The 14,513-nt window shown below is 60.5% G+C and carries 12 protein-coding genes and 1 pseudogene; 12 read left to right on the top strand and 1 reads right to left on the bottom strand.

The genetic code is table 11. The features are described 5' to 3' along the window. The first annotated feature begins 92 nt into the window (after positions 1–92). Positions 93–1,016 carry a 3-keto-5-aminohexanoate cleavage protein gene (locus tag QA642_RS40990; protein ID WP_283081903.1) on the top strand — a complete coding sequence of 308 codons (924 nt, stop codon included), beginning with the start codon at positions 93–95 and terminating at the stop codon, positions 1,014–1,016. Positions 1,017–1,434: 418 nt separating this feature from the next. Then, positions 1,435–2,646 carry a dienelactone hydrolase family protein gene (locus QA642_RS40985; protein ID WP_283081902.1) on the top strand — a complete coding sequence of 404 codons (1,212 nt, stop codon included), beginning with the start codon at positions 1,435–1,437 and terminating at the stop codon, positions 2,644–2,646. A gap of 99 nt (positions 2,647–2,745) precedes the next feature. Here QA642_RS40985 and QA642_RS40980 read toward each other — a convergent pair whose 3' ends face one another. Then, positions 2,746–3,297 (bottom strand): MarR family winged helix-turn-helix transcriptional regulator, encoded by a 552-nt coding sequence (locus QA642_RS40980; protein ID WP_283081901.1) that lies wholly within the window; start codon positions 3,295–3,297, stop codon positions 2,746–2,748. 328 nt (positions 3,298–3,625) lie between these two features. On the opposite strand from QA642_RS40980, the pseudogene QA642_RS40975 reads away from it, so the two are divergent. The 10 genes and pseudogenes from QA642_RS40975 to QA642_RS40930 all read left to right on the top strand — a co-directional run bounded on the left by QA642_RS40975 (position 3,626) and on the right by QA642_RS40930 (position 14,362). Further along, a pseudogene (locus QA642_RS40975) lies at positions 3,626–5,147 on the top strand (porin). A gap of 297 nt (positions 5,148–5,444) precedes the next feature. Continuing rightward, on the top strand, positions 5,445–6,179 hold the full coding sequence (locus QA642_RS40970; protein WP_283081900.1) for a GntR family transcriptional regulator: 735 nt from the start codon (positions 5,445–5,447) through the stop codon (positions 6,177–6,179). 216 nt (positions 6,180–6,395) lie between these two features. Next, positions 6,396–8,021, top strand: a complete 1,626-nt coding sequence (locus QA642_RS40965) for an ABC transporter substrate-binding protein (protein ID WP_283081899.1) — start codon at positions 6,396–6,398, stop codon at positions 8,019–8,021. Beyond that, positions 8,018–8,266, top strand: coding sequence for a hypothetical protein (locus tag QA642_RS40960; protein WP_283081898.1), 249 nt, complete (start codon positions 8,018–8,020; stop codon positions 8,264–8,266). The genes QA642_RS40965 and QA642_RS40960 overlap by 4 nt, the downstream gene beginning before the upstream one ends. A 100-nt stretch (positions 8,267–8,366) precedes the next feature. Beyond that, positions 8,367–9,422 carry an LLM class flavin-dependent oxidoreductase gene (locus QA642_RS40955; protein ID WP_283081897.1) on the top strand — a complete coding sequence of 352 codons (1,056 nt, stop codon included), beginning with the start codon at positions 8,367–8,369 and terminating at the stop codon, positions 9,420–9,422. 282 nt (positions 9,423–9,704) lie between these two features. Next, positions 9,705–10,025, top strand: a complete 321-nt coding sequence (locus QA642_RS40950; RefSeq protein ID WP_283081896.1) for a hypothetical protein — start codon at positions 9,705–9,707, stop codon at positions 10,023–10,025. After that, positions 10,022–10,804: an SDR family NAD(P)-dependent oxidoreductase gene (locus tag QA642_RS40945; RefSeq protein ID WP_283081895.1), complete on the top strand. Its 783-nt coding sequence runs from the start codon at positions 10,022–10,024 to the stop codon at positions 10,802–10,804. The genes QA642_RS40950 and QA642_RS40945 overlap by 4 nt, the downstream gene beginning before the upstream one ends. A 664-nt stretch (positions 10,805–11,468) precedes the next feature. Further along, complete coding sequence (locus QA642_RS40940) at positions 11,469–12,596, top strand: Re/Si-specific NAD(P)(+) transhydrogenase subunit alpha (RefSeq protein ID WP_283081894.1); 1,128 nt, start codon at positions 11,469–11,471, stop codon at positions 12,594–12,596. Between the two features lie 11 nt (positions 12,597–12,607). Beyond that, a complete protein-coding gene (locus tag QA642_RS40935; protein ID WP_014492434.1) occupies positions 12,608–12,925 on the top strand; it encodes a proton-translocating transhydrogenase family protein in 318 nt (105 codons plus the stop codon). Positions 12,926–12,964: 39 nt separating this feature from the next. Next, positions 12,965–14,362: an NAD(P)(+) transhydrogenase (Re/Si-specific) subunit beta gene (locus tag QA642_RS40930; protein ID WP_283081893.1), complete on the top strand. Its 1,398-nt coding sequence runs from the start codon at positions 12,965–12,967 to the stop codon at positions 14,360–14,362. Positions 14,363–14,513 lie beyond the last annotated feature (151 nt).

Raw genomic sequence — 14,513 nt, 5'->3', positions numbered from 1 at the left:
TGTCACTCCTGGTCCTGGCGGCCGTCCTGCCGTCAAAGCCGAAAATTCCGCGGCCGCCGCTTACCATCACCGATTTGCTCTGGAGGTTTCACATGGCCAAGGTTATTCTCACTTCTGCCCTGACCGGCGCGATCCACACGCCCTCAATGTCCCCGCACCTCCCGGTGACACCGGAGGAGATCATCGAAGAGGGCGTGCGAGCTGCGGAAGCGGGAGCTGCGATTCTGCATGTGCATGCACGCAACCCGAAAACCGGTCAGCCGGACCAATCGGTCGAAGGATTTGCGAAGATTCTGCCGGAGTTGAGCCGCAGGTCGGGGGCCGTGATCAACATTACGACCGGCGGCAGCCCATTCATGACAGTTGCCGAACGCGTGGAGCCCGCCCGACATTTCAGGCCCGAGCTGGCCTCCCTCAACATGGGCTCCTTCAATTTCGGCCTATTTCCCATGCTCAAGCGTTATCACGAGTTCACCCACCAGTGGGAACGCGAGCATCTGGAGTCCTCACGCAACCTCGTTTTCCGCAACACCTTCGCCGATATCGAGCAGGTCCTCACACTATGCGCGCCCGGTGGTACGCGATTTGAATTTGAGTGCTACGATGTTGGCCACCTCTATAATCTTAAGCACTTTGTCGACCGCGGATTTGTACGGCCGCCGTTCTTCATCCAGTCCGTCTTCGGGTTGCTCGGCGGGATCGGCGCGCATCATGAGGACATCGCCACCATGCGCCGCACGGCCGAGCGGCTGTTCGGCAATGACTATGTCTGGTCGGTACTCGGCGCTGGCGCCGCGCAGATGCGCATAGGCGCGATGGCCATAGCGATGGGCGGCCATATCCGCGTGGGACTCGAGGACAGTCTTTGGGCAGGGCCCGGCAAGCTCGCCACCTCCAGCGCGGAGCAAGTAAGGCTAGTCCGCTCGATCCTGAAAGGAATCGGCTTAGAGGCGGCAACGCCGGACGAGGCTCGGGCCATGCTGAAGCTGAAAGGGACGAGCGATGTCGGCTTCTGACCGTCCGATCTGTGTGGCGCCCTTTGGGCCAATGAGACCGGCGCCAGCTCTGACGACACCCGCCGGCGGCTCCCGATCAGCGCCCGGAGGCGACGACCGGAGAGCTCGGTGTAGCGATATCGCTGTGAATTGCGCCTGGCTCTCTGCAGTAAGCGCCTGCGGCGTCATCAGCTAGATTCCGCCGAGCGTAGTCGAACACGAAATGGTCTCACGTCGCACGCGCCGAGCCCACGGCGATCCAATCTGACCAACCGGCATACATCGTCAGGTCTTCTGATTCGAGCATGAGTTCAAATAGCATCGCAAGCGCGCGCCGTACCATATGACATGTCGCCACGTGCTCAATTCAGCGCTCGGATGAAAAAAAGATCGACCGCCAAGAACAAGGCGTTCTACGCGGCCTAACAGGGAGGGCAGGATGATGCAAGAACAGGCGAAAAGTGTCCACTGCTCGCCCAGATATGACGCTGACGGCTGGACCCACTGGCCGGATCATGAGGTCGAGAGCACGCAGCTGAGACGCCTGCTGGGAGATGCCCAAGAGGGCGCAAGCTTCGTGTCCGAGTGCCTCATGATTGCGGGCAAGATCGTTGTGGGCGACGATGAGAGCTGGCTCGGTGAGTGGCGTGGCTTAGCCGACCGGATCGCAAAGCGCGCGCGCCTGTCAAGCGCAGAGGGCCACTTTACAACGGCAAGGAACGAATGGCTGCGCGCCTTGAACTACTATCGCACAGCTTCCGCCTTTCTTGTTCGCAGCGATCCGAGAATCGCCGAACTGTCTCGCATCGCCCGGTCATGTGCTGAAGCGTTCCTGGAGCTGCTGTCTCCGCGCGGAGAGGTGCTGGACATTCGCTTCGGCACCGATTGGCTCCAAGGCTATCTCATTCGTTCATCCGCCGCGCCACGCAAATCCCCGGTGGTCGTGGCGTTCGGAGAGGAAAGAGATACCAAAGAAGACCTATTGGTGAGATTTCAATCTCATGCCATTGCGAGCGGCCTGTCATTGCTCGCTATCGATCTGCCGAAAGAGATCGAGTGCTTTCAGGATTCCCCGGTTCACCATTATCAAGGCACGGCTCTACGCCGCTGGTTGGACTATCTACTTAGCCGCGATGACGTCGATCCGAGGCGAATCGCGTTGATAGGCGATGGTCTTGGAGGAGCCCTCGCCACGCGCGTGGCGGCAACTGAAATGAGGTGGGCTGCCGCCGTTTGCGACGGCGGGTTTTGGGAAGATCTCGAGCAAAGATATGTCACCGCCAGCCTCTTCGGTGCAGGTATAAAACGATCCCCATCCCGTAAGCTTGCCCGTCAGATCAAATGTCCATCCCTGGTCGTTGTGGGAGAGCACGACTACGTCAGGCTGGAGGATATCACTGCCTTGCATGAGCACTGCCGCGCCGCGGGCGTACCCATGGATCTCAAGATCTTCAGCGGCGAGGAGACCGGTTCATCGCACCGGCAACTCGACAATCCGAGCATTGGGCGGCAGTTTATCTTCGATTGGCTAAGGGACAAGCTGCGCCTCGATCGAAAGGACCAGGCGCCTACCATTCCAACGCGAAAGAATTGCATAAAGAACGCTCCGCAGCTGGCGGTCAATGATACTCGCACTGCGTCGAGCGCCTAGAGTGCGAATTCAATCAGGATCAATCGCTCTCGCGCTTGAGCCTGCACAATCTGCTCATAAAATTCTTCGGAGCCGAATTGGCTCCTGTAAGATAGCCACTCACACGTCAGGCTTGCTTGCATCCAGCTCGAGCTGAAGGGCCACTTTCTCCATTCTGCGCTTGATGGTCGAAAGCACTTCTCTGAAATCTTGCAGCCTTTCGTGCCCCAGATCTGCAAAGATCGTCTCATCCAGTTTTCTGCGCTCGGCTGCAAGGCTTGTAATCGCCTTACGAGCCTTTTCGGTCAGCGACATCAACACGACCCTTCCATCCGCGGGGGAGGCGGTGCGAGTTACGAAGCCTCCCTTTTCCAGCATCTTGGTTTCTGCGGTCACGAATGGTGAGCGGACGTTGATCTTCGCAGACACATCTCCGACGGAAACGCCCGCTCCTTGGTCCAGATCCCCAATCGCCATCAGGATCAGCCATTGAGGGCCGCTGACGCCAAGCGCCTTTGCCCACGTACGCCGGATGTCCTCCAGATGCACATTGATTGCCGCGATGTCCCAACCGACTTCTCCGATAATTCGGTCTGACGGCGCGGTCTGTTTGCTTGTCCTGTGACCTTTCGCGCTGGGCGAGGGCTGCTGCCGGGTCGTATCTCGGGACATATCCGAGACCTCCTCTTCATTATTTCGCTTACTTACCTAACCCGCTTTGCAAGACACAGCAACAGTGCGGCGCAATCGGTGTTGCTTGAATGTCACGACCCTCTCCCGATCAAGCGCTTTGCTAACTTATATCAGTTGCATATATAAGTACCTTATATAATATCTGGGCCGTGACGAGGGCGATCCTTCATCGCACGTCAAGCAGATCGATCCATTCGCGCATGGCGAAGACGTCGATGCGCGAGACGAAAAGCAACAGTCGTGAACTTGGGTTCATTCTCCGGCAACCGCCCATGGGGGAGCGCCGCCGAAAATTTTGGAGGGCTTTATGAAGACGTTTATCCGAATGCTCTGCGGTTCGGCCGCTGCGCTCAGCTTGATGGGCGGTGCACAGGGCGCCGACCTGCCGGCCAAGGCAAGGCAGGTTGAATACGTGAAGGTCTGCTCTCTCTATGGCGCCGGGTTCTACTACATCCCCGGCACCGACACCTGCATTAAGCTCGGAGGTTATCTGCGCGTTGATGCGGCGTTGAACACCAACTCGATCTACACGCAGGGCGCGGTGAATGGTGCGCCCGGAGCGGGCAATCGGCTGCGCAACTACTACTCCACCAATGCTCGTGAAGATCTGACGATCGATACGCGCACCGCGACACAATACGGTATGGTTCGTACCTTCTTCGATGGCGTGTTCGACTGGGGCTCGGGCGGCTATACCGGTGTCGGCGTAGGCGGTGTTAATGGCTCGACCGTTTATGGCGGAACCGGCATCGCCAGTGGATCAGTTGGTGTCTATCTGGCCTTCATCCAGTTCGCCGGGTTCACGATGGGCAAGACCATCTCCCAGTTCTCAACTCCCTGGATCAATTACCCCGCGAACAACTTTGACGGTCTGCCAGGCGGCGGCGGTGCGGTTACAGGTGTGAATCAATTCACGTACACCGCTGACTTCGGTCAGGGTATCACTGCATCATTCTCGGCGCAGGATCAGGTTCAATACTACACGACCAATATCTGGAACATCAGCGGCGCGACAGTGGCTGGTCTTGCAACAGGCGCGTACGGCGCGAACGACATTGCCGGTGCAAGCTCTCCTGACCTTGTCGCCATGCTTCGCGTCGATCAGGCTTGGGGCCTGTTCCAGGCCTCAATTGCAGCACATGACAATCACGCCGCCTACTACGGCGCCGATGAGACGACCGGTCATCCCGGCGACAAAATTGGGCTGGGCGGGTCAACTGGCTTTATCAATCAAGAATCTCCCGACAGGTCCGGGTGACACAATCAACGTGCAAGGCGTTTATACGTATGGCGCGAGCCGCTACAATTTCCAGGACCTCGTGCCCACCACCTACGCGATGTACGGCGGCTCGGGCCTTGCGGGGGCCTACCAGAGCGTCGGCCTTGCCGGTCTCGCTGACTCGGTGTTCGAGATCGGCTCCGGTCAGGAACTGACCACCACCTATGGCTTCCGCGGCGGCTATACCCATAACTGGGATCCTTACTGGAACACTGGCATCTACGGTGCGTGGGCTGCAGCACGATACAATGGCGCAGCGAGAGGCTATATATGCGGTGCAGTCGTCGCGGGCCTTGCGCTCTCGAGCGGCGCGGCCGGCTGCAACCCCGACTTCAACTATGCGGTCGCAGGCGTGATCACACGCTGGACTCCGGTCAAGAACCTGACCTTCTCAGCCGATCTGGCATACAGCATGCTCGACCAGAAGTACGCCGCTGGCAGCACTGTGGTGTTACCGACGCAGACGGGTATCGCCAAACCCGGCGCTACCTACGAGTTGAAGGACCAGAGCACGGTGAGTTTGCTCCTGCGAGCTCAGCGCAATTGGTGATCCGTTTTGGCAACTAGCTTGAAGGAGAAAGGAAGAGGCTTTCAGAACCGACTTTGACCTCCAATAAGACCTCCGGCATGCCCGCCGGAGGTCTTTCTAAGAACTGGCTTTGAAATGGGCCCGCGATCCGCGGGACGAACGGTGCTTTGCCACTCGCCGTCCTGCCCGAAGTCTATCGTTGGCCGATAACCCGCCAACTCTGGACTTCACGTTCGAAAAAGACGAAGCGGCTAGCCTGCAAACTTGACGTCGACGTGAATTTGTGATCACATATCCGAAATGGGGGGACCCGCGAAGGTGAAGAACAAGAATCCGCTGCCGCCACTGCCGTCCGTTGCCAGGGATTCGTTGGCAGATCAGGTTTACCGACATTTGCGTGATGGCGTGATGGCCGGTCGCTTCGCGCCGGGCCAGAGGCTGACAATTCGCGGACTTGCCGAGGCGCTGGGGTCGAGCCCGATGCCGGTGCGCGAGGCGCTGCGCCGTCTGCAGGCTGAAGGTGCATTCGAGTTCAGCGACACGGCGCGCCTGAGCGTAGTTCATCTGTCACCGGCGCAATTACGCGACGTGCGCGATGCACGAGTGGCGCTTGAGGGACTGCTGGCCGAGCGCGCAGCAGTGCGCATGACAGGCGTTGATGATAGCGAGATCGCTCAGCTCTATGGTCGTCTCCAGGCAGCGGCCGATGCGGTCGATGTGCCCGCTTATTTATCGGCGAACTTCGCCTTTCATAGGCGAATCTATGAGATCGCCCAAGCGCCCATCATCCTTGGTGCGGTCGAGAATTTCTGGGTTCTGATGGGACCGTGCTTCGTGCTCGTTGCGCCCGACGCCGCGCACCTGCGCCGCTCCATGGATGCTCATCGCCGCATCCTTGATGCGCTGACGCATCGCGACGGCCCCGCCGCCCGCGCGGCTGTGACCGATGACATCATGCAGGCGGCCAATTGCCTGTCGCGCGTTATCGATAAACCTGAAAAGAAACGATCGGCTGCCACTCCGAAAGGCAGGCGCGGAAGCGCCTCTGGCTGAGGATCCTGCAGCGGTTCATGCTTTATCCCGAGCTGTGCGTCTGAGCACGTCAGTCGCATCCTTTATCTCCGCGATCGTCGATTGTACGGACGCAAACGGAACCTTCTGGGTCGCTCCTTTGCTGGAGCGTCTTCGAAGACTCGTGCGCACGAGACAGAACTTCCATGTCATTCGAGCTTGTTCACGCAAATCCAGAATCTACGCAGGGGGACTTGAATGTTTGGACATCAATCACGCCGCAACTTTCTCAAGTTGGCGGCAAGCGGAACTGCGATGTTCACGCCGGGCCTTTGTACCGGCTCTGCAAATGCACAGGATGTTCCGACGCTCACGGTCGCCTGGGGCACGGATATCGATTCCTTCGATCCGGCGCAGTTCAAGTCCGACGGCGCTTATATCGTTCAGGCAAACATCTACGACACGGTGCTGGGTTGGGGTGCAGAGTCAGTCGCCGGATCGCCCAACCTTGCGATTTCCAAGCCCGGTGTTTTCACAAGCGGCATCGGCGAAAGCTGGACATATGAGAACGACAACAAAACCCTTGTCATCAAGATCCGTCGTGGCCTGAAGTTTCCGACCGGCCGGCCGGTGAACGCGAACGCGGTGAAATATCTCTTTGACCGTGGATTGCAATCCTCTGGATACATGCGCCTGATCTTTCCGACCATGATCGGGGTCACGGAGGCAGATCAATTCGAGGTGCGCGACGATAGCACCTTTGCGATCAACCTGCCGGCGCCAAGTGCCATGTTGCTGGACGTGCTGGCCTTGTCCAACAACGCACTTCTCGATCCCGAAGAGATCAAGCTGCACGCGATCGCCGACGATCCTTGGGCCTCTCAATGGCTCAAGCGAAACACGGCTGGGCTTGGGCCCTACAAACCCGTCAGAAACGAGCCGGGTGTCGAGGTGGTCCTGGAAGCCACGCAAGGCTATTGGGGTGCGCCCCCTTATTTCAGACGCGTCGTCATCAAATCCACGGCGAATGAAGCGGACCGGATTCTCCTGCTTAAACGCAAGGCCATCGACATGGTGATCGGACCGAACTCGATGTCGCCGAAGAATCTCAAGAGCCTTGAGGGCGAGCCCGGCCTCAACGTCGTGTCCTTGCCCGACACCAATTGCAATTTCCTCTGCATGAATCTGAAGAAAAAACCGTTCGATAACGTGAAGGTCCGTCAGGCGATCAACTACGCGATGCCGATCCACGCGATCATCCCGAACGTGCTCTACGGCTATGGCGAACAGATGAAAAGCCCGATTGCAGCGCAAACGCCCGGCTATGATGGTTCGCTCTCGCCGTACAATTATGATGTCGCCAAAGCAAAATCACTGATGGCGGAAGCGGGGTTCGGCTCTGCGCCGATCCCGGTCAAGCTCGCGGTGCGTGTCGGCTATGCGCCGCATGAGCAAGCAGCGATATGGATTCAGCGCGAACTCGAGACGATCGGATTCCGGGTCAGCATCGAGAAGGAGACTGACGCGACCTTCCGCCAACTGTCATCGAGCGGCGGGCACGAGCTGTCGATCGAATCGTGGCAGTCCTGGATCAACGACCCATTCTATCATCTCTATTGGAACTTCCACAGCAAGGCTAGCGCGACCAACAAGGGGGGCTACGCCAATCCTGCCCTCGACAAGATCATCGACGAGAATATCCGAGAGGCTGATCCAGCGAGGCGCATGGCCGCAGTCAGGGCGGCGCAGAAGATTCTTCTGGATGACGCGACCTGGGGTCTGCTTTGGTATGACAATTGGGCGAGGGTGACGCGTTCCGAGCTCGCGGGCGTTGCGAAGTACTGGGATTCCTTCGAGCGCTTCAACAAAATGAAACTGAGTTGAAAGCGGCCTGGACGCGCTGGCAAAGTCATGTCGTTCTTCGCTTTCGTGCCTCGCCGAGCAGCTCTCTGCTGGCGCCGACCCTGTTTGGCGTCGGCGTGATCGGCTTTCTCCTCGCCTATCTGTTGCGCGGTAATCCCGCCGTCGTGAAGGCCGGGGCCGGCGCCATGGCGAGGCCCGAATACGTCGCTCGGCGTCATTGCGCATTCGTCCGCAAGGATCGGATGCGTCGTCTGTTAGGGACCTAGCCGCGAGATCGGCGAGGCGGCAAGTCAAGCCATTTTCTTCATCACCTCTCGGCCGGATCAGCTGCTTGAGCGCGGACGGAGGCAATTCTCGGAGACGTTCATGTCGATAGAACTGTTGATGCTCGGCGACCAACCGGTGTCCCGCCTTGCCGCTCGTACCAGGCTTGCCGAAGAGAGCGGATTTGAAACCGTCTGGCTTGCGGATGAGCGCTTCTACCGGGAAACTTACACGTGTCTGTCGTATCTGGCCGGGCAAACCTCACGCGTCAAGCTTGGTCCCTGCGTGACCGATCCGTTCGCGCGCCACCCGGCTTTGACTGCCATGGCCCTGGGAACCCTCGATGAAATTTCGGAGGGCCGCGCCATTCTCGGCATTGGGGCGGGCGTCTCCGGCTTCGCTGAGCTCGGGATCCAATCCCGCAAGCCGCCTCTCGCCATTTGCGAAGCCGTCGATCTGATCCGTCAGCTCATGGCCGGGCAGGAGGTCGACTACCGGGGCGAGATCATTCAATTTCACCGCGGCCGATTGAATTTCACGCCGCCGCGCGCGTGCGTCCCTGTTCGCGTCGCAAGCAATGGGCCGCTCGGTCAGAAAATGGGCGGCGCAGTCGCCGATGGCGTGATGATGGAAGGGTGCGGCTCTGTCGAAGAAGCGAAGGCCTTCGCGTCGGCCGTCGCCGAGGGAGCGACGAAGGCCGGCCGTTCTCCGGGCGAGATCAAGCTTGTCGCGCGCCTTGATTGCTGTATCGCCGATGACGGTAAGCAGGCGCGCGATATATTGCGCCCTTCAGTGACGCGGATCATTGCGCAAGCCACTTCGCGGTTCTACACGCTTCAGACACAGGGACTTACGTTGCCAAAAGAGGCTGTCGAAGCCATTGGTCCGGTCCCTTATGCTGCCGGCGTCGCCCCGTTCGCCGCATTATTTCCTCTCGTCACAGACCGCCATGTCGACGCTCTCACCCTCTGCGGGACTGTCGAAGAGGTGACCCAGCACGTCATTGACCTTCGCCGCGCCGGAGTCACCGGCTTCAACATCTTTCCGGTTCCGGCTCCTGGCGTGAGTTACGAAGACGTGATCATGCGCTTCGGAACGCAAGTCTGGCCGGCGGTCAAGGCGGCTTTCGCGAAAGCGTCGAGCGAACGCCAGATATAAGCCTCGAGCCGACCTTTTTGCAGAAAAGAGGGCTGGTAGCCCTTATCGCGGGCCTCTTTGCGCCGCGCTGATCGAAGCACCGCCAGGGATGTGACGGATGACGCGTGTAGCTCGGCGCCGGAGACCAGCGGGATGGTGAGGATGAATGGCTCGTTGTTGACGCGCAGAGGTACTTTATCGGCGCCCGCTGATCCAAACATTGAAATCTGCTGGCGGATGGTTGGCTTCGAGGCTGTCAAAGCTCGCTCGTCCTCTTTGAGCAATATTCCTGAGGAGTAAATGATGACGACGGTCGTCTATGTCCTGACCGCCTTGAAACCCGGTGTCGACCCGGACGAATACGAACGCTTCGAGCGCGAGGTCGACTATCCGTTTACAGCAAAGCTGAAGACGATCATCAGCTATCGGATCCATCGCCTGACGGAGCCGGTGCCGTTCGACGGCGGCCCCTGGGATTACATCGAGCGCATCGAGGTGACCGATCGCGCCGTCTATGAGGCGGAGCTGACCACATCCGCCAAGGATCTGATCGACCTGATACACGACAGGTATCTGGACGAGTCGAAGCTGAAGTTCATCTGGTCTAGGAGAATCGATTCATGAGTGCGGGCGAATGCAATCTCAACGGCAAGGTCGCCCTTGTCACCGGCTCCTCGTCAGGCGCCGGCGCTGCAATCGCACTCGAGCTCGCCCGGCGTGGGGCGCGTGTCGCGGTGCATTGCCGGCGTGCTTTGAGCGAGGGCGAAAGCATTGTCGCTCGCATCGGAGCGATCGGTGGAAAAGCGACTTTGTTTCCCGTTGACCTAAGAGATCCAGAAGCGGCTGCAGCGCTTGTATGCCAGGTCACAGAGCGATTGGGAGCCTTAGGCATCCTGGTCAACAATGCGGGTCCCTATTCGGATACGCCGTTTCGGTCGCTACCCCTGTCGGAGTGGGAGACGGTCATGGCGGTGAATCTGAGGGCTCCGTACCAGCTTGCTCAAAGCGCGATCACAGGCATGGAGCGAATGGGCTGGGGCCGAATCATCAATGTGAGCGCAACCTCGGCCTATGCGAGGTCGCATTCGGTATACGGGCTTGCCAAAGAGGCTTTGATCCATTTGACGCAGTGCCTCGCGCTCGAATTTGCGCCGCTCGTCACGGTCAATGCGATCGTGCCCGGCCAGATCGCCAGCGAGCGTACCGATACGATGGCCGACTACAAGGCCACCGTCGTCATGGAAACGCCGATGGCGCGACTGGTCACGGAACAGGAGGTCGCCTGGATGGTGGCATTTCTCTGTACATCGGAGTTTTCCGCGGTGACGGGACAATCAATCGTCATGGACGGCGGACGATCGCTGCCGCGCACGCTGAAGCTCAACCTCTCGACGACGGGTTAGGTCTCCCGGCTGCGCCAGGAGCGCGCGACGTTCGGCGCGGGTGCTTTCCGACGCTGATTCGATCGCGCGGTCCAAATTCATCGTATCTCGCAGAAATCGTTCGCTCACCTCCAATCTTTCGTAGGATTTCACCGTTAGTTTCCAACGAAGGCAGTCAGATCGCCGAGAAACGACGCCTTCCCAGTGCTAGCTTGCCCGTGACGCGAGGGGAAGTGCAATGGGACGGGGGCGAATGTGACGCACAATCGGCGGCTGCGCGCAGCACTGGCGCCTGATCTTGGGTCTCATCCGCTGCGATTGTGAGCTAGCTTTCGTTGCGCCCGTGACGCGAGGGACGGTATCCCGGCTCGGCCCAAGCCGGGATGAACCTGTCATGAATGACGCGCCGGCAATATTGTCTCTTCATCCGGACGAAGCGGATAGACTGACAGTGTGGTCGGCAGATCGGGCCGACTGGGGAGCGGTGCAAAGTCGATCTCGGTCGATAGAGCTTGAAAGGCTCGGCGCCCCCAGGGGACGGCGCAGGGCGCCCGATAGAGTCTGCCAAACGAGCCTTATATTCAGTGCGTGCAAGTCATCACTACGAACCAATTCGGGCGTTCTGCAGGCCAGCGGCCTCGGAATACTGCTGTACGAAAACAGACGGCGCTTGCCGGGAGGTTTCATGAAGATCGCCGTTGCCAAGGAAATCGATCCGTCGGAGCCGCGCGTCGCCGCTTCGCCTGATACGGTGAAGAAATTCAAGGCGCTGGGCGCCGAGGTCGTGGTCGAGCCGGGCGCCGGCCTCAAATCGGGCCTGCCGGATTCCGAGTTCACCGCCGTCGGCGCCACCGTCAGCGCCGATGCGCTGACGGACGCCGACATCATCATCAAGGTGAAGCGCCCTGAAGCCTCCGAGCTTGCGCAGTACAAGCGCGGCGCGCTCGTCATCGCCATCATGGATCCCTATGGCAACGAGGCGGCGCTGAAGACGATCGCCGATGCCGGCGTCGCCGCCTTCGCAATGGAATTGATGCCGCGCATCACCCGCGCGCAGGTGATGGACGTGCTGTCCTCGCAGGCTAACCTTGCCGGCTACCGCGCCGTGATCGAGGGCGCCGAGGCCTTCGGCCGCGCTTTCCCGATGATGATGACCGCGGCCGGCACCGTGCCCGCCGCAAAAGTGTTCGTGATGGGCGTCGGCGTCGCCGGCCTCCAGGCGATCGCGACCGCGCGCCGTCTCGGCGCCGTCGTGACCGCGACCGACGTGCGCCCCGCGACCAAGGAGCAGGTGGAATCGCTCGGTGCGAAGTTCCTCGCCGTCGAGGACGAGGAGTTCAAGAACGCGCAGACCGCCGGCGGCTACGCCAAGGAAATGTCCAAGGAATACCAGGCCAAGCAGGCCGCGCTCACCGCCGAGCACATCAAGAAGCAGGACATCGTCATCACGACCGCGCTGATCCCGGGCAGGCCGGCGCCGAAGCTGGTCTCGGCCGAGATGGTCAAGTCGATGAAGCCGGGTTCGGTGCTGGTCGATCTCGCCGTCGAGCGCGGCGGCAATGTCGAGGGCGCCAAGGCCGGCGAGGTCGTCGACCTCGATGGCATCAAGATCGTCGGCTACACCAACGTCGCCGGCCGCGTCGCGGCCTCGGCCTCCAGCCTCTATGCCCGCAATCTGTTCTCCTTCATCGAGACCATGGTCGACAAGAAGGAGCAGAAGCTCGCCGTCAACTGGGACGACGAGCTCGTCAAGGCGACTGCGCTGACCAAGGACGGCGCGGTGATCCACCCGAACTTCCAGCCGAAGGTTTAAGGAGACCCGTCATGGAGCATGCTGCACAGGTCGTCGACCCCTTCATCTTCCGGCTGTCGATCTTCGTCCTCGCCGTTTTCGTCGGCTATTTCGTGGTGTGGTCGGTGACGCCCGCGCTGCACACGCCGCTGATGAGCGTTACCAACGCGATCTCCTCGGTGATCGTGGTCGGCGCGCTGCTTGCCGGCGGCGTCGCCAATGTCTCGAGCGGCTCGGGCTGGGCGCGCGCGTTCGGCTTCGTCGCGCTGATCTTTGCCTGCATCAACATCTTCGGCGGCTTCCTTGTCACCCAGCGCATGCTGGCGATGTACAAGAAGAAGTCGAAGTAAGCGGCCACCTCGGGCTGATGGGATCAATGGGGACCTGAGATGAGCGCCAATCTCTCTGCATTCTTGTATCTCGTGGCGGGGGTGCTGTTCATCCTGTCGCTGCGCGGGCTGTCGAGCCCGGCCTCTTCGCGCCAGGGCAATTTGCTCGGCATGATCGGCATGGCGATCGCGGTTGCGACGACGCTTGCCAACCATCCGCCGGCGGACGGCCTCGCCTGGCTGCTCGTCATCGTCGGCATCGCCATCGGCGCGGCGATCGGCGCCGTCATCGCGCGCCGCGTGCCGATGACGTCGATGCCGGAACTGGTCGCCGCCTTCCACTCGCTGGTCGGCATGGCCGCGGTGCTGGTCGCCGCCGGCGCGTTTTATGCGCCGGAAGCCTTCGACATCGGCACCCCCGGCAACATCCACACCCAGAGCCTGGTCGAAATGTCGCTCGGCGTCGCCATTGGCGCCTTGACCTTCACCGGCTCGGTGATCGCGTTCCTGAAGCTGTCGGCCCGCATGAGCGGCGCGCCGATCATCCTGCCGGCGCGGCACCTTATCAACATCGCGCTCGCGGTCGCCCTGGTCGCCTGCATCGTCGGGCTCGTCGTCACCGGCAGCCCCGTGTTCTTCTGGCTCAACGTCATCCTGGCGCTGGCCCTCGGCGTGCTCATGATCATCCCGATCGGCGGCGCCGACATGCCGGTCGTGATTTCGATGCTGAACTCGTACTCCGGCTGGGCCGCGGCCGGCATCGGCTTCACGCTGGGCAATTCCGCGCTGATCATCACCGGCGCGCTGGTGGGCTCCTCCGGCGCGATCCTGTCCTACATCATGTGCCACGCGATGAACCGGTCCTTCATCTCGGTCATTCTCGGCGGCTTCGGCGGCGAGACCGCCGCGGCCGGCGGCGGTACGGGCGAGCAGAAGCCCGCCAAGCTGGGCTCGGCGGACGATGCGGCCTTCATCATGAAGAACGCCTCCAAGGTCATCATCGTGCCCGGCTACGGCATGGCGGTGGCGCAGGCCCAGCACGCGCTGCGCGAGATGGCCGACATCCTGAAGAAGGAAGGCGTCGAGGTGAAATACGCGATTCACCCGGTCGCGGGCCGCATGCCCGGCCACATGAACGTGCTGCTGGCCGAAGCCAACGTGCCCTACGACGAGGTGTTCGAGCTCGAGGACATCAACTCCGAGTTCGCGCAGGCCGACATCGCCTTCGTGATCGGCGCCAACGACGTCACCAACCCGGCGGCCGAAGAGGACAAGACCTCGCCGATCTACGGCATGCCCGTGCTCCAGGTCTGGAAGGCCGGCACCGTGATGTTCATCAAGCGCTCGCTGGCGTCCGGCTATGCCGGCATCGACAATCCGCTGTTCTATCGCGACAACACCATGATGCTGCTCGGCGACGCCAAGAAGGTCACCGAGAACATCGTCAAGGCGATGTAAGCGACAGGAGCTAAGCATGGTTTGGAGCCTATCGACTCTTGATCAAGATCAGCGCGGCCGCGCCCTAGATTTGAGCAACTGGCTCGCCTGATGGCCATGAGGCAATTTCATCTTGCTTGCTCGATCCGCTGCAATGCAAGCTTTTGGAGAC

Origin of the sequence: Bradyrhizobium sp. CB2312 (assembly GCF_029714425.1) — a bacterium.
GTDB lineage: Bacteria > Pseudomonadota > Alphaproteobacteria > Rhizobiales > Xanthobacteraceae > Bradyrhizobium.
This window is presented reverse-complemented; position numbering and strand designations above follow the sequence as displayed.